Origin of the sequence: Streptomyces sp. 8N114, assembly GCF_052245835.1 — a bacterium.
Classification (GTDB): domain Bacteria; phylum Actinomycetota; class Actinomycetes; order Streptomycetales; family Streptomycetaceae; genus Streptomyces.
The window spans coordinates 457,740-479,393 of record NZ_JBQQBT010000003.1; the positions used below are offsets into that span (position 1 = coordinate 457,740).

21 protein-coding genes and 5 pseudogenes are annotated in these 21,654 nt (G+C 67.6%); 18 read left to right on the forward strand and 8 right to left on the reverse strand.

All coding sequences use genetic code 11. From position 1 onward, the window contains the following. Nucleotides 1-32: 32 nt before the first annotated feature. A complete protein-coding gene (locus ACTWQF_RS10350) occupies nucleotides 33-653 on the reverse strand; it encodes a TetR/AcrR family transcriptional regulator (RefSeq protein ID WP_443278869.1) in 621 nt (206 codons plus the stop codon). A gap of 106 nt (nucleotides 654-759) precedes the next feature. Here ACTWQF_RS10350 and ACTWQF_RS10355 point away from each other — a divergent pair, with 106 nt between their 5' ends. The 5 genes from ACTWQF_RS10355 (at nucleotide 760) to ACTWQF_RS10375 (ending at nucleotide 5,047) form a co-directional block, all read left to right on the forward strand. Next, complete coding sequence (locus tag ACTWQF_RS10355) at nucleotides 760-2,154, forward strand: MFS transporter (protein WP_443278870.1); 1,395 nt, start codon at nucleotides 760-762, stop codon at nucleotides 2,152-2,154. A 78-nt stretch (nucleotides 2,155-2,232) separates the two neighbouring features. Then, complete coding sequence (locus ACTWQF_RS10360; RefSeq protein WP_443278871.1) at nucleotides 2,233-2,760, forward strand: aspartate carbamoyltransferase; 528 nt, start codon at nucleotides 2,233-2,235, stop codon at nucleotides 2,758-2,760. A gap of 53 nt (nucleotides 2,761-2,813) precedes the next feature. Further along, the gene (locus ACTWQF_RS10365) at nucleotides 2,814-3,275 is read left to right on the forward strand and encodes a GNAT family N-acetyltransferase (protein ID WP_443278872.1); all 462 of its coding nucleotides are present in this window, start codon (nucleotides 2,814-2,816) and stop codon (nucleotides 3,273-3,275) included. Nucleotides 3,276-3,449: 174 nt separating this feature from the next. Then, nucleotides 3,450-4,235, forward strand: coding sequence for a sulfite exporter TauE/SafE family protein (locus ACTWQF_RS10370; protein ID WP_443278873.1), 786 nt, complete (start codon nucleotides 3,450-3,452; stop codon nucleotides 4,233-4,235). A 17-nt stretch (nucleotides 4,236-4,252) separates the two neighbouring features. After that, nucleotides 4,253-5,047: a DUF6233 domain-containing protein gene (locus ACTWQF_RS10375; RefSeq protein WP_443278874.1), complete on the forward strand. Its 795-nt coding sequence runs from the start codon at nucleotides 4,253-4,255 to the stop codon at nucleotides 5,045-5,047. A 421-nt stretch (nucleotides 5,048-5,468) separates the two neighbouring features. Here ACTWQF_RS10375 and ACTWQF_RS10380 read toward each other — a convergent pair whose 3' ends face one another. Continuing rightward, entirely contained in the window at nucleotides 5,469-5,861 is a 393-nt protein-coding gene (locus ACTWQF_RS10380; RefSeq protein WP_443278875.1) for a hypothetical protein, read from the reverse strand. A 196-nt stretch (nucleotides 5,862-6,057) separates the two neighbouring features. Next, nucleotides 6,058-6,746: pseudogene (locus ACTWQF_RS10385) on the reverse strand (class I SAM-dependent methyltransferase). Between the two features lie 144 nt (nucleotides 6,747-6,890). Here ACTWQF_RS10385 and ACTWQF_RS10390 point away from each other — a divergent pair. Beyond that, nucleotides 6,891-7,556: a hypothetical protein gene (locus ACTWQF_RS10390; protein WP_443278876.1), complete on the forward strand. Its 666-nt coding sequence runs from the start codon at nucleotides 6,891-6,893 to the stop codon at nucleotides 7,554-7,556. Between the two features lie 489 nt (nucleotides 7,557-8,045). Beyond that, nucleotides 8,046-8,453, forward strand: coding sequence for a hypothetical protein (locus ACTWQF_RS10395; RefSeq protein WP_443278877.1), 408 nt, complete (start codon nucleotides 8,046-8,048; stop codon nucleotides 8,451-8,453). Nucleotides 8,454-8,524: 71 nt separating this feature from the next. Here ACTWQF_RS10395 and ACTWQF_RS10400 read toward each other — a convergent pair. After that, a protein-coding gene (locus ACTWQF_RS10400) for an IS5 family transposase (RefSeq protein ID WP_443278878.1) occupies nucleotides 8,525-9,342 on the reverse strand; the annotation gives its coding sequence in 2 pieces (ribosomal slippage) (nucleotides 8,525-9,000 and nucleotides 9,000-9,342; 819 coding nt in all). A gap of 96 nt (nucleotides 9,343-9,438) precedes the next feature. On the opposite strand from ACTWQF_RS10400, the pseudogene ACTWQF_RS10405 reads away from it, so the two are divergent. Next, nucleotides 9,439-9,945: pseudogene (locus tag ACTWQF_RS10405) on the forward strand (ISAzo13-like element transposase-related protein); the annotation flags it as partial. 137 nt (nucleotides 9,946-10,082) lie between these two features. Here ACTWQF_RS10405 and ACTWQF_RS10410 read toward each other — a convergent pair. Beyond that, nucleotides 10,083-10,389 (reverse strand): annotated as a pseudogene (locus ACTWQF_RS10410) (aldehyde dehydrogenase family protein); the annotation flags it as partial. A 188-nt stretch (nucleotides 10,390-10,577) separates the two neighbouring features. Here ACTWQF_RS10410 and ACTWQF_RS10415 point away from each other — a divergent pair. The 8 genes and pseudogenes from ACTWQF_RS10415 to ACTWQF_RS10450 form a co-directional block, all read left to right on the forward strand. Continuing rightward, on the forward strand, nucleotides 10,578-10,802 hold the full coding sequence (locus ACTWQF_RS10415; protein WP_443278963.1) for a hypothetical protein: 225 nt from the start codon (nucleotides 10,578-10,580) through the stop codon (nucleotides 10,800-10,802). A 68-nt stretch (nucleotides 10,803-10,870) separates the two neighbouring features. Next, nucleotides 10,871-11,101: an IclR family transcriptional regulator domain-containing protein gene (locus tag ACTWQF_RS10420; RefSeq protein WP_443278879.1), complete on the forward strand. Its 231-nt coding sequence runs from the start codon at nucleotides 10,871-10,873 to the stop codon at nucleotides 11,099-11,101. Continuing rightward, nucleotides 11,023-11,217: an IclR family transcriptional regulator domain-containing protein gene (locus ACTWQF_RS10425; protein ID WP_443278880.1), complete on the forward strand. Its 195-nt coding sequence runs from the start codon at nucleotides 11,023-11,025 to the stop codon at nucleotides 11,215-11,217. Before ACTWQF_RS10420 ends, ACTWQF_RS10425 begins: the two co-directional genes overlap by 79 nt. A gap of 407 nt (nucleotides 11,218-11,624) precedes the next feature. Next, on the forward strand, nucleotides 11,625-13,307 hold the full coding sequence (locus ACTWQF_RS10430; protein WP_443278881.1) for a SpoIIE family protein phosphatase: 1,683 nt from the start codon (nucleotides 11,625-11,627) through the stop codon (nucleotides 13,305-13,307). A gap of 423 nt (nucleotides 13,308-13,730) precedes the next feature. Further along, complete coding sequence (locus tag ACTWQF_RS10435; RefSeq protein ID WP_443278882.1) at nucleotides 13,731-14,282, forward strand: MBL fold metallo-hydrolase; 552 nt, start codon at nucleotides 13,731-13,733, stop codon at nucleotides 14,280-14,282. Then, the gene (locus ACTWQF_RS10440) at nucleotides 14,254-14,553 is read left to right on the forward strand and encodes a hypothetical protein (RefSeq protein WP_443278883.1); all 300 of its coding nucleotides are present in this window, start codon (nucleotides 14,254-14,256) and stop codon (nucleotides 14,551-14,553) included. The genes ACTWQF_RS10435 and ACTWQF_RS10440 overlap by 29 nt, the downstream gene beginning before the upstream one ends. A 148-nt stretch (nucleotides 14,554-14,701) precedes the next feature. Next, nucleotides 14,702-15,457: pseudogene (locus tag ACTWQF_RS10445) on the forward strand (transposase family protein). Between the two features lie 16 nt (nucleotides 15,458-15,473). Further along, nucleotides 15,474-15,620, forward strand: a pseudogene (locus ACTWQF_RS10450) (IS5/IS1182 family transposase); the annotation flags it as partial. Between the two features lie 214 nt (nucleotides 15,621-15,834). Here ACTWQF_RS10450 and ACTWQF_RS10455 read toward each other — a convergent pair. Continuing rightward, a complete protein-coding gene (locus tag ACTWQF_RS10455) occupies nucleotides 15,835-16,374 on the reverse strand; it encodes a hypothetical protein (RefSeq protein ID WP_443278884.1) in 540 nt (179 codons plus the stop codon). A 1,591-nt stretch (nucleotides 16,375-17,965) separates the two neighbouring features. Between ACTWQF_RS10455 and ACTWQF_RS10460 the strand changes: the two genes are divergently transcribed. Further along, nucleotides 17,966-18,166 (forward strand): hypothetical protein, encoded by a 201-nt coding sequence (locus ACTWQF_RS10460; RefSeq protein ID WP_443278885.1) that lies wholly within the window; start codon nucleotides 17,966-17,968, stop codon nucleotides 18,164-18,166. A gap of 499 nt (nucleotides 18,167-18,665) precedes the next feature. Next, nucleotides 18,666-19,199 carry a hypothetical protein gene (locus ACTWQF_RS10465; protein WP_443278886.1) on the forward strand — a complete coding sequence of 178 codons (534 nt, stop codon included), beginning with the start codon at nucleotides 18,666-18,668 and terminating at the stop codon, nucleotides 19,197-19,199. 949 nt (nucleotides 19,200-20,148) lie between these two features. On the opposite strand, the gene ACTWQF_RS10470 is transcribed toward ACTWQF_RS10465, so the two are convergent. Together ACTWQF_RS10470 and ACTWQF_RS10475 are read right to left on the reverse strand one after the other, a co-directional pair. Next, entirely contained in the window at nucleotides 20,149-20,754 is a 606-nt protein-coding gene (locus ACTWQF_RS10470) for a dihydrofolate reductase family protein (RefSeq protein ID WP_443278887.1), read from the reverse strand. Between the two features lie 331 nt (nucleotides 20,755-21,085). Next, nucleotides 21,086-21,601 carry a hypothetical protein gene (locus tag ACTWQF_RS10475; RefSeq protein WP_443278888.1) on the reverse strand — a complete coding sequence of 172 codons (516 nt, stop codon included), beginning with the start codon at nucleotides 21,599-21,601 and terminating at the stop codon, nucleotides 21,086-21,088. Nucleotides 21,602-21,654 lie beyond the last annotated feature (53 nt).

The following is a 21,654-nucleotide window of genomic DNA, read 5'->3' on the forward strand; positions in this document are numbered from 1 at the left end:
CTCCTCGCAGATCACGGCTTCTTCCGTGCGGGTTACAGGTGGGCCCCGGCGCCGATATCGGGTACCGGTATGCCCGGCGCTGTGAAGGCGGCGAGCACCGTGGCGGTGATGTGGCCGGCGGCGTGGTCGGAGGTGAGTCGGCCGGCGCGGATCTCTTCTGCCGCGCTGTGCATGACCGCGTGCAGCACGTTGACCATCCAGGCAGTCGGCAGGTCGGTGCGGAAGGCACCTTCGGCGCGGCCGCGGGCGACCAGCGCCTCGACCCGGGCGGCGGGCCCGGCATGGAGTTCGAGGATGCGCCCGGCGGACAGTTCCCGTTGCGCGGCGGCGAGCAGCGCCCGTGCCTGGTCCACCAGATGCCAGCCGGCCTCGACGTACCGGGACAGGGCGAGCCGCGGGTCACCGGTCAAATCGACCGTGTCCAGGACCTCGTTGCCCCGGTCGAGAGCGCGGCTCATCGCCGCGTCGACGACCTCCGCCCGTGAGGCGAAGTGGCCATACAGCGTCACCCGGCCCACTCCTGCGGCCCGCGCGATCTCGCTGAGGCTTGCGTCCGGGTTGCGCCCGAGGCATTCGGCGGCGGCCTGCACGATCGCCTCGATGCTGCGCAGCGCGTCGGCGCGTTTGGCGGTCGTGGAGTTCTTGCTGCCCATGGCGCCCCACCCTACCCGAGTAAGTCGTACAGCACTGTTTGCCTTATACCCCCGTGGCGTATAACTTGAACAGCCTTGTACGACTTAGTGATGAGGGGTGAGCGTCATGAGCGACACGGAATCCACCACCACACGCGCACCGGATGCACCGCATCCGCTGCGCTGGACGGCCCTGGGACTGCTGGGGCTGGCCCAGCTGATGCTGATCCTCGACATCACCGTCGTCGCGATCGCCCTGCCGGACATGGGCGCCGAACTGGACCTGGGCCGCGCGGCCTTGACCTGGGTGGTCAGCGGCTACGCCCTCACGTTCGGGAGCCTGATGCTGCTCGGCGGCCGGGCCGCGGACCTCTTCGGCCCCAGGCAGGTCGTCCTGGCCGGGCTCGCCGTGTTCACCGCTGCCTCCCTGGCCGCCGGACTGGCCACCGGCGCCCCGTTGCTGCTCGCCTCCCGCATCGCTCAGGGCGCGGGCGCCGCGCTGCTCTCGCCCGCTGCGCTGTCGGTGGTGGTGCGGCTGTTCGACGGCGACGAACGCAACCGCGCGCTGGGCATCTGGTCGGCGCTCGGCGGCGGGGGCGCCGCCCTCGGTGTGCTGCTGGGCGGGCTGATCACGGCAGGTCCGGGCTGGGCCTGGGTCTTCTTCGTCAACGTCCCCGTCGGGCTGGCCGTCCTCGTCTCGCTCGCCCGGATCCTGCCGAGCCTGCCGCGGGCGGCTACCGGCTCCCTGGACATACCCGGTGCCGTCCTGGTCGCCGCCGCGACCGGAGCGCTCATCTACGCCCTGATCCGTGCCGGTGACCACGGCTGGCTCGACCTGGTCACCGTGGTGCTCGCCTTCGGTGCGGCAGTCGGCTACGCAGCCTTCGCCCTCTGGCAGCGCCGGGCGGCGGCGCCGCTGATGGACCTGCGGCTGCTCGGCCGGCGGCCGCTGGTGGCGGGCACCTTCGTTATTACCGTCACGACGGCGCTGATGGTGGGGGCCTTCTTCCTCGGCTCCTTCTATCTGCAGAACCTTCAGGGCCACGGGGCGCTGATGACCGGTGTGCTGTTCCTGCCGGTGGCGCTGCTGACCATGGCCGCCGCCGCAGCCGCCGGCCGTGTGATCGGCGTTCTCGGAGCCCGGCTGCTGGCGGTGATCTCTCTGGCGGTGGCGGCTGCCGGGTTCCTCGTGCCGGTGCTGTGGTCCGGAACGGCCGCGATGGTCACCGGCGTGAGCGTGGCTCCGGCGGGACTGGGCGGCCTGTTCGTGGTCGCCTCCGCCACCGCGCTCGCCAGCGTCGCCCCCCAGGAGGCCGGGGTCGCGTCGGGCATCGTGAGTACCTTCCACGAGTTCGGCGCCTCCGCCGGCGCGGCGGCCGTCTCCAGCGCCGCCGCTACGAGCATCGCCGCCACCGGTGCCCGGAGCGCCTCCGGCTTCGACGACGCGTTCCTCGTCGCCACCGGCCTGGCCGCAGTCTCCGCCGTCATCGTCCGGTGGCTGATCCCCGCCAAGCAGCAGTAAGCCCAGGCCACACGCCGGATTCCACCCACAACGAAGCGGGCCCGCTACCCGCCCTCGACAGGCTCACGGAAGGCACACATGAACATCGGAAAGCGCCGGCTGCTGACGGCCGGCATCACCACGGCCTGCATCGGCGCGGCAGTGAGCGCAGCCTTCTGGATCGGCGGCCCCCAAAAGGACAGCAGCGAGGGGCGGTCCGACCGGCAGGAAGCGGTCGCCGAACGCGGCCGGACCGTGATGCCCTTCGACCTCGAAGAGACCACCCACCACTTCACCCCGACCGGCACAGGCGGTGTCCAGGACGTCGTCGCCGACCAGCCCAACGACGAAAAACAGATCGCCCTCATCCGCACCCACCTCAAGCAGGAGGCCAAAGCATTCGGACGGGGCGACTTCGGCGACCCCGCCCAGATCCACGGCGACAGCATGCCGGGACTGGCCGCACTGGAGGAGGGCTATGAACGCATCGAAGTCCGCTACAAGGAGCGGACCGACGGAGCCACCCTGACGTACACCACTGACGAGCCCGCCTTGGTCGACGCCCTGCACGACTGGTTCGAAGCACAGCTCAGCGACCACGGCGACCACGCCGAAACCGGCCACTGACCCACCAGCTGAGCACCACGGCAGACCGCCACCGCAACGACGCACGATCGGAAGTGGACAGCTTGAACGACCCGTACGAGTTGAGCGTCGGCGTGCCCTCCGTCGAGGTCTTCCGCCGGCTGCGCACCGACGCCGGCCTCTCCGACAAGGACCCCGAAGCGGTCGCGCTCGCCCTGCCGAACACCTGGCACGGGGTGATCCTCCACCACGAGGGGGAGCCCATCGGCATGGGACGGATCATCGGGGACGGCGGCACCGCCTTCCAGATCGTCGACATGTGCGTTAACCCCGCCCACCAAGGACGTGGCCTCGGCAGGCGCATCATGGCCGCGCTCACCGAGGAACTGGAACGACGGGCGCCCGCCACCGCCTACGTCTCACTGATCGCCGACGGCCCGGCCCGCTTCCTCTACGAGAAGTTCGGCTTCGCCGAGACCGCCAACCACGACTCGATCGGCATGTACCGCGTCATCAGCAAACGTCCCGGGATTGGCCGACCACCGGCGCAGCTCTAGACGTTGCCGGCCCCGTGAACCGTGGCTCCCAGCGGGACTACCCGTCCGGTGACCGCGATGGCCGGGCGAGGGCACCGCACCCCGCCCGGCCGATCGTGAACATCTCGTTGCAGGTCACCTCACGGTCCTTCGAAGCGTTGATACTGGCCAGGCGAACAACCGGAAGGGGCGGCGGTGGACTGGACGGTGCCAGGAGGACTGGTCGCCGGGCTACTGATCGCGACCGTGACCGCACCGGTCGGCGTGTCCGGTGCGGTGTTCCTCCTCCCCGTCCAGCTGAGCGTCTTCGGTGTGCCCAACCCGTCCGTCACCCCGACAAACCTGCTGTTCAACGTCGTCGCCGGACCCGGCGCCCTGTGGCGCTACCGCCACGACGGCGCCCTGCAGGATGGCCTCGCCCGGCGCCTGGTGCTGGGCACGCTGCCCGGCGTCGTCCTCGGCGCCGTCCTCCGCGTCATCGCCCTCCCCGGCCCCGGAGTCTTCCGCCTCCTGATCGCCGCCCTGCTGTTCCCGCTCGGCCTGTGGCTGTGCCTGCGCACCCTCACCCCGTCCCGCCACCGGACGGTACCGGCCAGCGAATTGCCCCCGCGCACCCTGACTGGCCTCGCCCTGGCGGTCGGCGTAGTCGGCGGCATCTACGGCATCGGCGGCGGCTCCCTCCTCGGCCCGATCCTCGTCGGCCGCGGCCTGCCCGTTGCCCGCGTCGCCCCGGCCGCGCTCGCCGCCACCTTCGCCACCTCCGTCGTCGGCGCCGCTGTCTACGTGCTGCTGTCCCTTGTCAGCTCCGGAGACGTCGCCCCCGACTGGTGGCTCGGACTCGCCTGCGGCACCGGCGGCCTGATCGGCGGCTACCTCGGCGCCCGCCTCCAACCGCGCCTGCCCGAACGCGCCCTACGCCTCCTCCTCGGTACCCTCGCCACTGCCCTCGGCACCCTGTACGCAGCCCAGGTACTGACCTGAGTACCCGGTCGCGGAGCATGAACGGGGGACTCTCCAAAGGGAGTTCGCTATGGACAAACGGACAGCGAGAAACCCCGTCCATAACTTGGCCTCGTACGCGAGGCCCGTTCGTGTGGGCAGGCGTGCGGCGGGGCGGGCGAGTATCGGCTCCACCGGCGGCCTCAGGTGCACGATCCTCTCCACGGTCAAGGGGGGAGGGCCCCGCGTCCCACACGCGGGGGAGTAGGGGCGCGGGGCCTTGGGTGAGTGTGCACTGCGGCGGGGGAGAGGCCGGCTGCGGCACGCCGTGCTCTGTCCACCCTGCATTTCGAACTCGAATTCAGTTTCGTGAATGGAGGTATCGCACGGGACGGCAGCGGGCCTTGGGCCCGTGTCCGTCTTCCCGACGGGCAGGAGTTGGGCATGGAAGTGGTGCGGCGCGTGCGCCTCCGCGACGGCTCTTGGTGGTTCGACTGTGTGGCTCTCCTTTGCGGGCGCAGCGACGACACCCACAACCCCGAGGTCACGACGGCTCCGACGCCGGTCACTGTCCCCGCAGAGAGCATCGTCCCGATTCCCGGCGAGCGATACGACGGCGTGCCCACCGTCGGAGCCGAGAGCGGCCGCCAGTGGCTGGCCGTGCGCGCTCGGGGAGCGGGCAGCGTGGTCCCTCATGGGTGGTCCATCACCGCAACTGCTGGCAGACCCGAAGCGGCGCCTGGCGGCAGCACCTAGTCACCACTCAGGAGGCCCGCCGGATGCTCACCGCTCCGGGGGCCCGGGTGTGCGACGTGTGCCGACCTGATCTGACGCTGGCTTCGCCGACGCCCTGAGCTTCCGCTCCGCGGCGGAACTGAGCCCGCCCGGCGCCTCTCGCTCTTCAGCGTGGCCGGTAGCCGCGTGAGCTGTAGGGGGCCTTCTGGAGGACCAACCCGCGTGCGAGCAGACCTCGTCGCCGTCACAGACACAACAACGCCCAGGCCGCAAGTCACCTATCGCCATAACCGCCAACCTACCCAGCGACCAACCAAGGGGGATGCCACAAACCCCCAGCCCAACCGCGGCCGGAGGCTTTCGTGCTGGCGCTAGCGCCTAGCCGTCACTCGGGCCGGCGGCGGAGCCAATGCAGCCACAACAGCGCGGCACCGACCACGAAACCGCAGCCCGCACACCACTCCCAGCCAGCCGTGAACCTGACGTCACCTCCGCGAGTCCGACCCACGTGGACCGCCTCTGCGACCATCGACAACGCCGTCACCCCCTGCACCCGAACACCTCACCCGCGGCTCGCCCCAGACCCTCCGTCGGCTTCGCCCTTGCTGGCTCGGGCGATCCCGTCCAGCTCGCATCGATGGCTGCTCGTTCAGCGGCCCAGCGGTGGAGGTCCTCGCGGATCTCCTCAAGAGGTGCCGGGTCGTCAGCGGCTGCGGAGGCTGCCACGATCGCGAAACCGGGACTGCCATCAGGCCCGGGCATCTCCACCATGCGATGTCCGAGCGGCCGACCAGCATCATGGCCAGGACCATCACGGATCACGAACTCGCGCTGCGCCTCCGGCGTGAGATCTGCCAGGTCGTCCTCATCGGCCGGCTCAGCCGCCGTTCGCTCGACGGCGTGCTCGAGACCGCCCAGAATCCCGTACGTCATCAGCAGGTTTTGCTTGCAGTGGGACAGCTTGCTGGTCCGCTCCTGCGGAGCGTTGAGCTCCAGGCCGCGTCGCTGCTCACGCTTGTTCCTCGGTGCCGGCGGTGGCTGCCACCGCGTGGTCGCCCCAGCTCGAGTAGCGTACTTACCGGGATGAGCAGCCCCCACTGCTCCGAGGAATCACCCCCAAGGGGGATGGTCAGGACGGGTGGTGTGCGGTCACCAGCAGGGTGTCGGCAGGGCGCGGACCGTCGCTGCCGGGAAGCGTCTCCACGGTGATGCGGATGAGCCCGGCCTGGTCGAGCAGCTTGATCCACATGGTTTCTGGGGTACCCAGCGGCGCAGCGTGACCGTCTCGTCGGGCGTCTTCGCGGGGATGTCGGCGTGCTGGACGTCGGGCTGGGCCGGGGCCCCGGTCCGGTAGTGGGCGAGGGTGGAGAAGACCAGTCGCCCGCCGGGCCGCTGCGGCGGCTGCGGCCGGAAGCAGTTCGCCCGGGTCGGTGAGTCCATGGCGCCGAAGACGCTGTAGAGCACGTCGTAGGTGCCGGGGGCGGCGCGCAGGTGGTGCACCACGTCGGCCTGCACGATGCGCAGGCGGGGCGCGAGGTGGCCGTACAGGTCGGTGGCCATGGCGTGCTGGGCGGGTGAGGCGTCGACGGCATCGATACGGGCCGACTGGTGGCGGACGGCCAGGTGGGCGGCGTGCCGGGCCGCTCCGGCGCCCAGCCCGCCGACGAGACGCCCGTTCAGGTCGCCCAGGACCTCGGCGCCGGGCCCGCTGTCCTGGGTCCAGTTCCAGTAGAAGGCGTCGGGGACGGCCCGGTCGGTGGCGTGGCGGGCGCGGCCGCCGCGCTGCCGGAGATCTGCGGTGGCGGTCACGCGGCCCATCCTGGCGGGCCCGGCCGGGCGGTGGGCCGATTCTGGTCAACCTCACCCGCACATGCCCGGGGCCCCGGTCGCCGACGACCAAGGGCCCCGGGGATGGTACGGGTGGTCAGTGCAGCTGTCAGTGGTGATCGCCATCATAGGGATATGACCAGCCCGAACCTGACCCTCGGCAGTATCTGGCGGCTCCACCACAGCGACCGGGAGATTGCCCGACTGACCGTGACCGGCGCCGACATGCCCTGGACTCACGCCGAAGTCGAGACACTCCCTGGCTTTGAAGAGTTCGGTCCCCTCTTCGCTGAACAAGAGCGGGCGGTCGACGAGGAGGAATGGGAGCAGGCCGACGCCTGCTACACCCAGATCCGCAGTGCGCTCACCATGACGTTTCCCGACGGTAGCCCGGTCGCTGAGTTCATGCTGCACATCCACGACGACGGCACCGCCGGCTGGCGCTGGCACGACGAGCCCTTCGACACGGTCCTCGTGACTCGCTGGCTTCGCTGCTTCTGGGACGAGGAAGCCGTCCGGTTCTACTTCGAGCTGGACACCGACGGGTACGTGATCCGGCAAGTCGAGTTGCAGGAGCCGGGAAGCAAGGCTCTGGCCGCTGCCTCGCTGGCCGAGTGGCAACAAGCCCAACGAGAGGGTCGGCTGGCTGAATACGAGAGCGTCTACGGGCTGACCGCGGAACTGCCTGTCTCTGAGTGGGAGGGGTACGACCCGCAGTGGTTGTCGGCCCATGAGTTCGAGACCGTTTGGTCGACCGCCCGTCGGGAGCTTCAGGACCGTCAGCAGCGGCATCCCTCCTGAGCGGGTCGGCTACGGCGGCCTCTGATGAGGCCATCTGGGCTGCCAGCAGCCGTCGACGTCTTCCGCGGTAGCGCCGGTGCCGGACCACCGCTGCCATAGCAAGGACCGGAGGGACTTGTTCTTTGGCAAGCCGCTCATCGCGAGTGCCCGGTGCAGCCGGTGTGACGAGTGCTGTTCCGTACCGAAAAAGAGCCCCCGGTTCGTCCAGGTGCACCTGACACGGCGCACCGGAGGTCCGAACCGCCGCCAAGGTGGCCCTGAACGCGAGAATGTGTCGCTGCCGTGTGCAGCAGCCTGAGCGACCACACACATTCATCTCGCCGGACTGGCGGAACGGATCCCGACCGGAGGCGTTGGCTTCCGAGCAGCGCCCGTTCTGGTCACCCGAGAAGGGGGTGGGTGTGCCCGGCCCGGCCGGATGGACGACTTCCAAGCCGTCGGCGGCCCGGGTACGTAGCGTTGGGCTGTAGCCAGGTCGCGTTCATCGAAGTGGCCTGCGAAGACGAGTACGCCGTAGAGGAGTTCGCCACAATTCCAGTTTTTGTCAACAGAAGTGAGATGGCGATGAAGCGAGTTTCTGCTTCCCTGCTGCGAGCCAATGTATATGTCGCTGCGATCGATATAACCACGGAGGAAGCTACAGCAAAATGGGGTAAGCCAGAGATCACCTGGGACGACCTCGGGTCATGGAACACCTTCGTGTTCCGCCTCAACGATGGGACTCTCGCCGGGCTGGTCCGTGAAGTCGAACACCCGCCAAGCCCTGGCTACGCGCTCGTCGCGAGCAATGAGGAGACGGGGAACGTTACTGGCGTCGACCCCAGCAACGCCTTTACCGCCTTCCTCACGGAAGCCGGGCCGGAGGAAACCAGGGTGCTGCACAGGGGCTTCGACTGACAGCAAGCGGCGTAAGGGTGCTCAGTTCGGCAGGTTGCTCACGCTGACAACCTGTCGGCTTAGACCGTGTCCTATGTGGTGAGTCGGATGAGTCGTTTGTAGCAGCAGATGGCGGCGGCGAGTCCGAGGAAGGCCAGGTAGTTGCCCGGGTTGCGTTCGTAGCGGTGGTTGAGTCTGCGGTAGCCGGTCAGCCAGGACATAGTGCGCTCGATGACCCACCTGCGACGTCCTAACCGCTGGCTTGACTCGATGCCTTTGCGGGCGATGCGGACGCCGATGCGTTTGCCGCGTAGCCATCTGCGCAGGTCGGGCCGGTCGTAGGCTTTGTCGGCGTGCAGCCGCCGGGGCTTGAAGTACCGGCCTCGATCAGGGTCGTGTCTCGTTTGGTGACCGGCCACCATGGGCTTCAGCCCTTCGCTGTCGTGGACGTTGGCCGCGGAGACGCCGACGAGGAGGGGCAGCCCGTCCGCGTCCGACAGGACGTGCATCTTGGAACCCGGCTTGCGCCTGTCCACGGGGCTCGGGCCTGTGTGTTCGCCCCCTTTTTCGCCCTCGCGTGGGCGGAGTCGAGAACGACACGGGTGACGTCGATGAGGCCTACGTCGTCGAGCCGGTGCAGAACCGCCTCATGCAGCCGGCCCCAGACGCCCGCTCTCGACCAGATCACGAACCGACGATGAGCGGTCGACTTCGATATCCCGAAACACGGCGGCAACGACCGCCAGGCACAACCACTGACCAGCACATAGACGATCGCCGCGAACACCGTCTCATCAGGCGTGTCCTGCGTTCCGCCACCCTGCGGCCGCACCTTTGACGGCGGGATCAGCGGCTCGGCGATCTCCCACAGCCCGTTCGGAACAATCCAACTCCACGTTCCCCGCCCCATACACAGTCCAACGTCCGCCTCACCACATAGGACACGGTCTAAGGGCTTGCAGATCATCAACGTGTTGCTTCCCGTTCTCGGGCTCGTTGGTGTGGTATGCGCATCCCGGACGAGCCTCGTGCCCAACTCGCCGTGAAGTTTGAGGTGTTGTTCCCGCATCTCGACGAGCGGCAGCGACGCTTGCTGATGGGAGCGGAGGCCCGGCTGCTGGGGCACGGCGGCATCCGGGCCGTCGCGCGGGCGGCCATGGTGAGTGAGACGACGGTGCGCAAGGGCGTGTTCGATCTGGAGGCAGGAGAGGCCCCGTTGGGGCGGGTGCGGCGGCCGGGCGGAGGACGCAAACGGGTCGCAGACCTCGATCCGGGGCTGCAGTCCGCACTGCTGGCCCTGGTCGAGCCGGATGAGCGGGGTGATCCGATGTCGCCGCTGCGCTGGACGGTGAAGTCGACCCGCACCCTCGCCCGGGAGCTGACCCGGACCGGGCACCGCGTCAGTGCCGATACCGTCGCCGACCTGCTGCGGGATGAGGGCTTCAGCCTGCAGGCCAACGCCAAGATCCTGGAGGGCGGCCAGCATGCGGAAAGGATGCTCCGGCACCGGCACCGCCATCTGCGGCGCACTACGTGCACATCCGCGCCGGCCGACGCGGGGGGCGGGCGTCGCCTGGTGCCGCGCTCCGCTTTGCAGGGTACGGAGATGACGGCGCAGTGGTCCGCCCGGTCGACGACGTGGCCGACCCACGTCTGCGGGGCGGGCTTGAGCACCATCGTGTGGCCGGCCGCAACTGCCGGGCCGATCTTGGGGGTGCCCATGCCAGCGGGAAGTTCCACGGGGTGATCAGCAGGCCGGGGCCGACCGGCGGCGGAAGAGCGGCATCCTGTTGCGGCCGTCCGGCAAGGTGGCGAGGCCGCCGTCGATGCGGACGGCCTACTCGGAGAACCAGCGGAAGAACTCGGCCGCGTACGCAACCTCCCTCCTGGCCTCGGCGAGCGGCTTGCCCATCTCGGCGGTCATGAGATGGGCGAGTTCGTCGGTGCGCTCGATGATGGGGATCATCTCCCGTGCGATCCGGGCGGTCGCCAGTGCCGGCGGCCGGTGGCTGTGGCCGGAGAGGGTGACGCGGCCGGTGGACGGTTCGGAGTGGTTTGCGACTCCTTCGCGGGCGAGACGGCGTGACGGTCCTTCACCTGCTCGCCGCGAGAGGAGAGGCCACAACCGCGTAGCCTGCGGAGGAACTGGGCGAGCCCCGCAGTTCGGTCTACAGGCTTCTGTCGAGCCTCCAGGGTTTGGACACGGTGGAGAGCGGGAGCCGCGGCACCTTCCGTCTGGGCTTCCCTCTGCTCAGCCTCGGTACCACCGTGATGGAGCGTTTCGACGAGCGGCGCCTCGCGCAGCCGGTGATGGAGCGCCTCCACGACGAGACGGCGAGACGTTCATCTGTGCGTCCGGCGCGGCCGTGAGGCAGTGTGCATCGAGCGGCTGGACGGCAGGCGGATCCAGTCCCTCGCCCTGAAGCTCGGCGGTACGCGTGCCGTTGCACGCCGGCGCGGCCTCCCGCGTCCTGCCGGCCTTCCAGGACCGCTCGACCTGGTCCGAGTACCTCGAGCAGGAACCATTGGAGCAGTTCACCAAGTCGACTCCGGTCAAGGCGGAGACGTTGGTCCCCACGTCACACTCAGTGTGGCCGCGCTCGGCGTACCGATCCTGGACCACCGGGGGCAGGTGCGTGCCACGCTGTCCATCAGCGGGGTCAGGGTAGCGATCCTCGGTGCGGAAACGGCTGGACTGCGTGAGCGGTTGGTCGAGGCCGGCCAGGAGATTTCGAGGGTGCTGGGCTGGAAGGCCGGCGCCGGAGCGGTCGCCGACTTCGGCTGACAACGGGCAGCGGCGGCTTCCGCCGCATCGGGCCCCGAGGCCCGCGGTCATTCTGCCGACAACGCGTGCTCCAAAGGGACGCCTCGTCGTATCTGCTGGGGCACCTGCGCGTCGGCCGGTCCGGCGAATCATCGCTCGATCAGGCCGAGCCAGGACGACTCCCTTCGTAGGCATGAAGTGCAGGTGGAAACGGGGCACCGCAAGGCCCGTACCTGCGATGTCGGGCGACGCCACACCCCGGACTTCCGGCGCATCCCGTTCCTCCTCCGGCAGAATCAAGATCCGACGGAAATCAAGCCGGCCCTCGGCCGTCCAGTACGCGCCACCCCGCGATTTCGTATATCTGAACAGAATCCCTGACTCAGAAGACCAGAGCTTCGGAAACCGAGGGATCGATGCAGCTCTCAATGGATGACCGCGGAGGTCGGCAGCCTTCGTCAGTGTTTGAGGTGCGCGGCGTCGGCGTGCTCCTGCTGGACGACCAGGGGCGGATTGTTCAGGTGAACCGCGAGGCCGAGGTACTGCTCGGCCGGCCCGCGGAGGATGTGTTGGGCCATGACTCTCACGACCGCCTTCATCGTGATCGTCATGGGCATACGCTGCCCCGGAGCAGTTGCCCTTTCCGGCAGGCCCTCAACAGCGGTCGGGCAGCTCAGGGGCAGCTCGGATGGTATGAGCGCGGGGACGGGACCCTGCTGCCGCTCTGCTGGCTGATCACCCCCTGCCGGATCGCCGGGGGCAGGGACGGCGCGGTGATCGTCTTCTACGAGCGTGAACCCGGCACGGCCGCTGAGGAGTCCCGGGACCGGAGCCGGCCGGAAGCAGCAGCTTTGCCGGAGCTGGAGCGTCTTGCGCTGTTGGCCGAGACCACCACTACCCTCACCTCGACCCTGGATGTCCAAGAGGCGCTGCGACGGCTCACCCGGCTGGTGGTCCCCCGCCTGGCGGACTGGGCCGTGATCGACCTGATTTCTCCGGGCGAAGAGGTGTGGCGGGCCTCTGTGGTGCATCACGAGGCGGGAGCCCTGGTCGACCGTGAGGACTTGCAAGGCCGGATGCCTCCCATTCCCCACGAGTCCGTGATGCCCTTGTCTCGGGCACTGCGGGGGGCGGCATCGACGCTGGCGGGGCCGGAGAACTATCAGGGGCCGCCGGATACGGGTATCGCGGTCGCCCAGCGGGAGATGTTCGAGGCGACGGGCATGCACTCGGCGGCCATCACCCCGATCCGGGGCGTGCGCGAGGTGCTCGGGGCGCTGACGCTGGGCAGGTCCGAGCAGATCGAGCCGTTCTCCGATCTGCCCTTGCTGGAGGACATTGCGCGCCGGGCAGGACTGGCTTTGGAGAACGCACGTTTGTACCAGCGGCAGCGGCGTGTCACCGAGACCATGCAGCGGCACTTGCTGCCTCGGCTGCCCCGTGTACCAGGGCTGGAGATGGCGGCACAGTATCTGGCCGCGCCGGAAGCCTCGGAGGTGGGAGGTGACTGGTACGACGCCTTCCGTCTCCAGGATGACACACTGGCTGTGGCGATCGGTGATGTCGTGGGCCACGACGCTGATGCCGCCGCTTCGATGGCGCAAGTCCGCAACATGCTGCGGGCCTACGCCTGGTCCTATCAGGAACCGCCCAGCGCCATCGTCGACCGGCTCGACCAAGCCGTGCAGCATATGACGGAAGCGTCCCTGGCCACGATGATCTTCGCCCGGGTCGAATGCAGCGGTGCAGACCACCGGGGCTGCCAAGTGCGGTGGACCAACGCGGGGCACCCGCCGCCGCTTCTCGTCACCCACGACGGGCAAGCCCGGTTTCTGAACAGCTCTGTTGATCCACTGATCGGCGCGGACCTCACTGCTCCACGCCAGGACGCAACGGAGCAGCTGCCGCCCCTGTCCACCCTGGTCTTCTACACAGACGGTCTGATCGAGTCACGTGCCCGGTCACTCAGCCAGGGACTCAGCAGGTTGAGCCGACACGCTGCCGCGCTGGTCCACCGTCCTCTCAATGCTTTCTGCGACCTCCTGCTCGAACGGGTCCGCCCTGCCGACAACGACGATGACGTCGCCCTACTCGCCCTGCGCAGGCCCTGAACGGGGACGTCACTTGAGAGAGAACCCCCATTGCGGGCTGGTTCGCGGGGACGGTGGTGAAAGTGCTCACGCAGCGTCCCGGGTCGACAGTTCCAGCCAGTCCGTTTTGCCGCGGCCGCTGGGTGAGCTGCCCATGCTGTGGCGAGGCCGTCGACGATGATGAGACCGCATCCGTGAGCCTCGTCCAACCTGAAGTGCCGAGCTCAGGGCCGTCATCTGACATAAGCTCAACACTGAAGAAGCCTCCGTGGACGGTCTCGTCGTTGGGGGTCGCCATCGCACACCCCCGTCCGGTTGTGTTGATGTGCGTCAGACCCTCTGGCAGGGTGACGCTGCAAACCGGGCAGGGAGTTCGATCTTGAGCAGGGCCAACGACCCAGTGCCGGTCAAGACGCGGCCGCAGTCTTCAAACGGGAGCGGCCCATGCTGAAGCAGGTCGCCGAGGGTGTACTGATCCACCAGAGTGAGTTGCTCGAGAACAACACCGTTGTCGTGCATGGCAGGGACGGCGTGCTACTCGTAGACGTCGGGATTACCGGCGCCGAAATGACCTGCCTGGCGAACGACCTTCGTGAGCTGGGCCAGCCCGTGGTGGCAGGCTTCTCGACGCATCCTGATTGGGATCACGTGCTCTGGCATGCCGAACTTGGCGAAGCGCCTCGTTACGGCACAGCCCGCTGCGCGGCCTTCATGCAGGACGTGTTGTCGAACGCGGACTGGAAGGCCGGCGTCACCGAGGGGCTGCCTCCGGAAATCGCCGAGGACACACCGCTGGCCTTGTACGGCCTCATCACTGGTCTGCCTGCTGAAACCGCGCAGCTTCCTTGGGATGGCCCCAAGGTGCGGATCATTGAGCAAACGGCGCATGCCCCGGGCCATGCGGCGCTGTTGATCGAAGAACGCCGAGTTCTCATCGCCGGCGACATGCTCTCCGATCTTCGTTCCCATGTTCGACGACACCGACAACCCGATTGAGGACTACCTCGTCGGGCTGGGACTGCTCGAGGGCGTAGCGGACGACGTCGATGTCCTCATCCCCGGACACGGATCCGTCGCCAGGGACGAGGAGGTACGCGCAAGGATCAAACTGGATCGAGCGTACGTGGAGGACCTACGTGACGCCCGGGTTTCCAGCGACCCACGGGTCGTATCGCCCAAGCCCGGCTGGGAGTGGGCAAGCGACATTCACGAAGGGCAGGCCCGAAGCCTCGCCCGAGGAAGCGAGCGCGAGGGGACGCCTGACTAGAGATCCGCTTCCGCCACAGGACGACCCTGCCAGTGAACCGTTGCCAAGATGGCGTCGCTGACCGCGAGTTGGATAGTCCTGCGCATTGAAGAAGCTCCTGGTAGACGGGTTCTCGACCAAGATCACCCGTGTTCGCCAGGAGCTTTGCGTGCTTGTCTATCCGTCCTCGATAGATCTGCCCAGCCGTACCTTGCGGTTCCTGACCGGACAACTGACGGCCAGGCGGCAGGAGATCGGGACGCGGTGACGACGTCTTCCCGCTTCACGTCAGGCCCTACTCGCCCTGGCTCATCTGCGGTGCGGTGACACCTACACCCAGCTCGCCGCCGGGTTCGGCATCGGGATCGCGACCGTCTTCCGATACGTACGGGAAGCCGTGGAGGTCCTGTCCGCCCTCGCCCCGTCCTTGGCTGAGGCGATGAGGGCGATACGAGCGAAGGCGTTCGTCATCCTCGACGGCACTCTGCTCCCCATCGACCGCATCGCCGCCGACACTCCGTACTACTCGGGGAAACACAAACGCCACGGAATGAACGTGCAGGTCCTCGCCGATCCGTTCGGGCGGCTGCTGTGGGCCTCGCCCGCACTGCCCGGATCCACGCACGACCTCACCGCCGCGCGACAACACGGGATCATCGAAGCCCTTGCTGATGCGGGACTCAAATGCTGGGCCGATAAGGCGTATCAAGGCGCTGGCGCCCTTGTCCGGGTGCCGTTTCGGGGCCGCCGTCTCAAGCGATGGAAGCGCCGGCACAACACCACTCACGCCAAGATCCGCTGTGTCGGTGAGCTGGCGATGGCCACCCTGAAGGGCTGGCGCCTCCTGCGGAAACTCCGCTGCAGCACCAACCGCATCGCCAACGTCGTGAAAGCCGTCCTGGTCCTTCACCACGCCTCATCGTGAGGTTGGAAAACGTTCACTGCGCCGCTGCACGGAAAGACGCAGAGCCACCGCCGACTTCTTCCTCGCCTTGGCCTCCGTGATCATCACTGTGCGCTGCCTGATCCGACGGGCCTGGACCCACTACCGATGGGACACCCGCCCCCGCACACCACGCATCCGATGACCTACTGGCGGACGCTCTTATAGAGTCGCCACGAGATGAGAGCTTGTTGCACTATCAACCTGTGACTGTCGTCACGTCGGAATGTCTGGGCGACGGCAACCTGAAGTTGCAGGTCAGGAGGCTTTGGGCGTCCGGAGGGCGCCACAGGGGCAAAGCGACGTGAGCCTTGTAGAGCGCAGCGATACGGGCCGGGCTCCGCCCGGCAAAAGCGCTCTCAGGCGCGCTCTGCGTCCTCCCACAGGGCCTCAGCATGGGTAGCGAACCGGTCGAACAGTCCATCTTGTTGCATCCGCTTCAGATGCAGCGTGGGGGAGTCGTGGCCGACCAACCCGTGCAGGTGCGGAGTCACTAGCATTTGATCGTCGAAGCGGAAGACGCTCAGCGCCAGATGTCCCTCGCTGAACCGGTGCTCGATCCCACTGTCCGGCATCTTTGCCAGCTCATCCACTGTGATCCTGATGCGGGTGGAAACGGTGAAAGCAACGTCTTCCACGGCCTCTCGGGCGCGGGTCACCTCACTGTCAGGCTTACCCAGCAGGAAGCGCACACGGGCACCGGAGGTCACCTTGTCGGCGAGGAACTTCGCGACTCTGGGCCTCTGCTGCCAGATGAAGTAGTTGGTGTAACCGCCGTAGTAGATCTCCTTGCGGGCGTCGTCCAGCAGCCTGACCCACACCGAGGTAGGGCAGGCAGCGCGGTACGGATACACGCTGATGATCTCTCGATCGGGGCCGAGTTTCACGGCAGCTTTCACCGCTTCAGGCCAAAGGTGCTCCACTGGTACCCCCAGTGCTTCCGCTACTTGCTGCCGCGTCGCTCGCCGGGGCTTCACGGTGGGGTCTGCCAGCCACGCGGACACCGTTCTTGGGTCTACCGACACCCTACGTGCAAGCCCGGTCTCTCCTATGTGCGCGGCAGTCATAGCATTCATCAATGCCGTGTGCAAGACGTTCCCCCTTGCAGTTTCGGAAGGATTGCGGTTTACGGCGAAAACCGCGTTATTGACTGCGCAGAGGCGTACCCATCAGGCGGCCAGGGTGAGTTGACTGGGCATCAAGCACCCCGGCGACGCGGGCACGTCCCGGGGTATGGCCGGCACTGGATAGGAGCGCCAACGTGGACGACAGTAACCGGCTCGCTGCTGGCCCGACAGGGCGGATGCCGATACCCCCGCAACCCCACCTGCGGGAGGGCTGCGTCGACTGTGAGGGCTTCCCGAACGGGATTGAGCAGGCGAAGGGGGGCAGTCAGGCCCGTGCCCTCCGGGAGCAGTACCACGAGCATCTGATCTCCCCGGCGCACAGCATTTCCAACGCCGCCGCATGGATCATCGTGAGATCCGAGGTCGGCCGAGAGGAATCGCGATGATCCTCGGGGAGGGCATCACAGTGAGACTGTCGGGATCGGGCAAGCTCATGCGGTTGATGGCAGTGGAGACCGTGTACGACTCTTCGCGCCGGCCGGGCGACAGGGCATGGCAGTGGAGACGGCCTTCATGCGCCCGCTGGAGGGAGGGTGCGAGCAAGGCGCACCTGTCGAACAGGTCGAGGTTGTCTGCGAACACCCGGGCGTTCTGGAGGACCGCAAAGACGGCAAATACTGCCGGAGCTGCGGCGCTCTGATCTACGTAAGGGGCCGGCATGAAGCGACTTGACCGCGTCGCCCACGCCGTCACGGCGTATACCGGGCTGATCATGATCATCGCCATCAGCGGTAGCTGCGGATTCGTCCTCGGCGTCGGTGTGCGCGGAATCTGAGACCAGCCGGACGGCGTCGGGGTCCAGGCCGATCCGTCGTCCGGCTGCACCCCATCGCGTGGTCCGTCATCCCCCACGGATGGGAAGGCCCGGCCCTGGGCCCAGACCTCGTTCAGGGCCGGGCGTAATCCCCAAGGAAAGGAGAGACGCCGCCGCATGTGCTGCGGACAACAGATGGAAGATCGCGGCGGCGGCACGTATCAGTGCGCGAAGTGCAGCCGCACAGTTCACTTCACCTGACTGACCACACTGAGCCGAAGGGAGGTGACAGCATTGGGAGGCGAAGGTGAAATCAACGGGTATGACGTAGCGGGACAGGAGATTGTCTCTGCACCAGAACCCGAAGAGGACAGCGGCGACGATGACGAGTAGGCGACGTCAGCTCGTGGGACTGATCAAGCGCGACTTGCCAGACCGGTCAGGCCCGTCCAAGTGGTGCGGTAAGCACCCCCAGGAGAGGACGCGGCTCGTAGCCCGCAAGGGGTGGATCTGCCTGGAGTGCGTCCGAGAACAAGGCCGGTAAGGCTCACTACGGCCCCGTCCATACGCTCCCCTCACGGCGTGTGGGCGGGGCTCTATCATGGCCTCATGACCGCTGACCGTGACCCGCAGAAGCTTGGCGAGGAGTTCGCCCAGCTCGTCACTGGCACAGTGGTCGAAGAAGGCCCGGCGCCGGCCGATTCCCCCCTCGGGCGCATCGAGCAGTTCGCCGCCGAGCACGGGGAGGATGCCCTCACTCCCGAGCACTTTGCCGCGGCGCGCGACGGCAAGCCGCTACCTCCTCCGTAGATCAGAGCGCGCCCTCGGGCCTGGGGTCCGCGAAGCCTCTGGCGGTGCTCATGGGGGCGCCTGGATCTGCAAGCTTCAGAAAGAATATGACCTCACAGTCACCAGCGACGAGCGCAAAGCGCTGGAAGGCATGCTCAACGCCACCGGGTGCACGTAGCCCGACCAGCTCATGCCATAGCCCAGTCACCCCGGCGGGGTGATCCCCGCTAATCCCTCAGGCCGAGCGGCAGCAGCAAGCGGAACGGGAAGCAGCAAAGGCAACCGACTGTGCGCGCTCGACTCCCAGACCCTCGTGGCCGGCAATCGCGCCAGCACTGATGAACCCCGCCCCGATCGACTACCGCTGCCACAGCTGCCAGACCACACCAGCACTCTGTGGGCCTCCTCCAACGGCCTCGGCGCCCTGGTGCACCACACCTGCATGTGGGAGGTCCCCCATCCCTCCAAGGAGAGCCACCGCGGCTTCCCCCGGACAGACCGGAGTCCGCTTGCGACGGCGGTGACCGACGCACTCGATGCCTATGACGTGATCGTCCTTCTACCGAAAGAGGGGTGGTGCTACCCGGACCGGGAGAGCGCGACGGCCCATGTGGTTCTCGGAGAGGTGGATGTCTTCCCGCACACGGACTGCCGGACCCTGCTCCCCGGCACCAGGGGCGAAGAGGAAGGCGTCCCGCTGAGCCCGGAGCAGAGTGCCGCGGTTCTGCGAGAGCGCTGCGTGAGCTTCCTCTTCGGATCCCCTCGTCTGCCCATCGCGCTGGACGGGGTGATCTGGCAGTCGAACGGGAAGCTGCCCGTCGACGCGGACTATCTGGCGGGCGTCGACCGGGATATGAGCCGGGCTGGACTGCGCCCCCTTGGCTGGACAACCTTCGAGCGTTGGCCTACCTCGCACCGGGAGCTGCCCGAGCCCGCCCAGTTCCAGAACCTCGACTTTGTTCAGCGGTACCAGCTCGTCGCGGAGCGCCTGCGCATGGCTCTGGATGCCCGCCCGGCCGGCAAGCAGCAGACCAGCCCTCACGCCAGGGCGTAGCGCACCGTCACCCAGGCCCGCCACCCGCAAGAGAACGCCGCGCACCCGAGGACCCGGCTGGTGCGCACCCGCGTCCTGCGCCCAGAACCCACCGCATGGCTCACCAGGCTGGAAGCCATCCGCGCCTACGCGGCCAAGCACGGGTCATCCCCTGTGCCCCTGTCCGGTCCTGTCCGGGAGACAGGAGCCAGAAGGGCAGCGGCGAGTCGTGGGACAGGCCTTCGAACACCTCCCTCAACGACACCGGAGCCTCGTACGTTGCGGACACCGATGCACGTCTGGCTGAGCGCTTGGGTTGGCCAGTGAGCCGGACCCACCACCCGGCTAAGTAGAACGGCCGAAACTCCTTGAAGTCCGGCGTCGGGTGCGGAGCGGGCAGTCGGTAGGCCGGGGTCCGCGGCTGTGCCACTGGCCGGGTCAGTCGTCCCGTCGGCCGGAGCGGTCGGCACCGGATGCCACCCCAGATTGGTTTCGGAGTACGTTGCGGCAGCGCCGACCGATCTCGTAAAACGCCTGGTCAGGGCGCGTTACTCGCGCGGGCTCTCTTTTCCATAAGACCCGCGCGCGAGCAGGCACCGGGGACACGACCACCAGCACACCTCTCCACCCACTGTCCTCCCCGCAGCTACCGGCGCCCTCACCTCTCCTGCAACTCATCAACGAAGGCCCGGCGACACCATCAGCGACGAACCCGTCTGGCTCAGTTCACGTTGAGCGACAGCACTTGTGCATGAGTTCCGGAGTCAGTTGGTGATCAATCCGGCGGGAGATGTTCACGAGTTTTGAACAGCACCGTCGTGCTGCCGCCGCGTCTGGGGAACAAAACCCCTGCGCCTCGGGAAGACCTGGACCGGGCGTCCTGACGTCGGCCGTTCGCCCCCTATTAGGTCTTACTCAGCGCCCGTCGGCGCTGGCCTGGCGGCCGTCCAGACCGGCGGACGGGGCGACGTCACGCAGGGACGCCGAGCGGCGGGTGCTCGAGCACGCGGGGCTTGTACTCGACCAACTGGATGCGGCCGTCGAAGGTGCGGTGCTCGATCATCTCGAGGGCGACGTCCGGATAGCCGTCGTAGATGCGTTCTTCGCCCGTGGCCCCGGTGATCACCGGGAACATCACGACCCGGAAGCGGTCGACGAGTCCGGCAAGTAGCAGGGACCGGCACAGGCTTAGGCTGCCGATCGTGCTGAGGAGCCCCGAGCCACTCGACTTCATGGCGCGGACCGCCTCGACGGCGTCGTCGCGGATGAGTGTGGAGTTGGCCCACGTCAGTGGCTCCTCGAGTGAGGAGGAGAACACCACCTTGGACGCTTGCGTGAGCTCGTCGACGGACGCCTCTTCCTCGGGCCTGAACTCGTCTTGGCCACTCGGGACCTTGCCTGCGGCGAAGCCCGACATCAGGCGGTAGGTGTTCGCTCCCATCAGGTAGGTGGCCTCAGGCTGCTCGCCGAGCCATGCGAGGTACTCCGGGCCCTCGAGGCCCCAGAACCCGGGCCATCCCTCTCCCGATGCGTGGCCGTCGAGGGAGGTGATGAAGTCGACGAGAAGCTCCGACATGGCGGTGTCCTTTCCTAGGGTGTCACGAGCTTGGACCGGCCGGGAGCCACAAACTCATCGGCCGCGCTGTGGAGTAACGAGAAAGCCCATGACGCTGCAGTCGATCAGGTCGGCGGGGCGGCTTCTTGCGCGGCTCCGGCCAAGCCGCGTTCACCGCCTTGCGCACCGTCCGATAGGTCACGCCGTACTTGCGCTCCAAAGCCCGCATCGAGGCACCGGCCCGGTGATCGCGTCGGATGTCGGCGTACACTCCACCTTCGACCGATGCACCATGACCAGCACCTCTCTCCTGGATCATCTTGATGCTGGCCGGTCAAGCACCGAAGTGCTGTCAAAACTCGGGTTCTGGCTCAGCTTCTGTGATGCAGCCACGCTGAGTGACCGGGTCGGCTCGGGAGTGACCAATCCCGGTGGCGAGAACGAACCGCTCGCCTTGGCGCTCGGTGAGCATGGTCGCGAAGGTCTGGACGTGCTTGGTGAGTGCATCGATCTCGGGGTAGTTGGCCCGGACGTTCTTCAGGTGGAGGTGTTCGGTTTCGGTGAGGGTTTCCGGGCGGCGAAGGATCCATCTGGCGAGGACCCGGGGCGAGGGCGGCCGCGCCATCACGGGCCGCGGCGAGGTGTGCTTCTGGCGGAGGTAGGCGCGAACGCGCTGGTAGCTGCCCTGATAGCCGAGCGGGACGATCTCTTCCCACAGTTTCCAGGCATTCGTGCCACCCTCATTCCAGCGGTCATCGAGGGAGGTCTTGTACTCGTCGAGGACCGAGGCTCGGGCCTGCCGCTGACCGGTGAAGAGGTCTTCCGGCTTGGCGGCGTCCGCGTAGCGTTTGACTGTTCGGCTCGTCACTCCAGAAGAGCCGCACCCAGCTCCTTTCCTTCCGCACCTTGCTCATTGGCGGT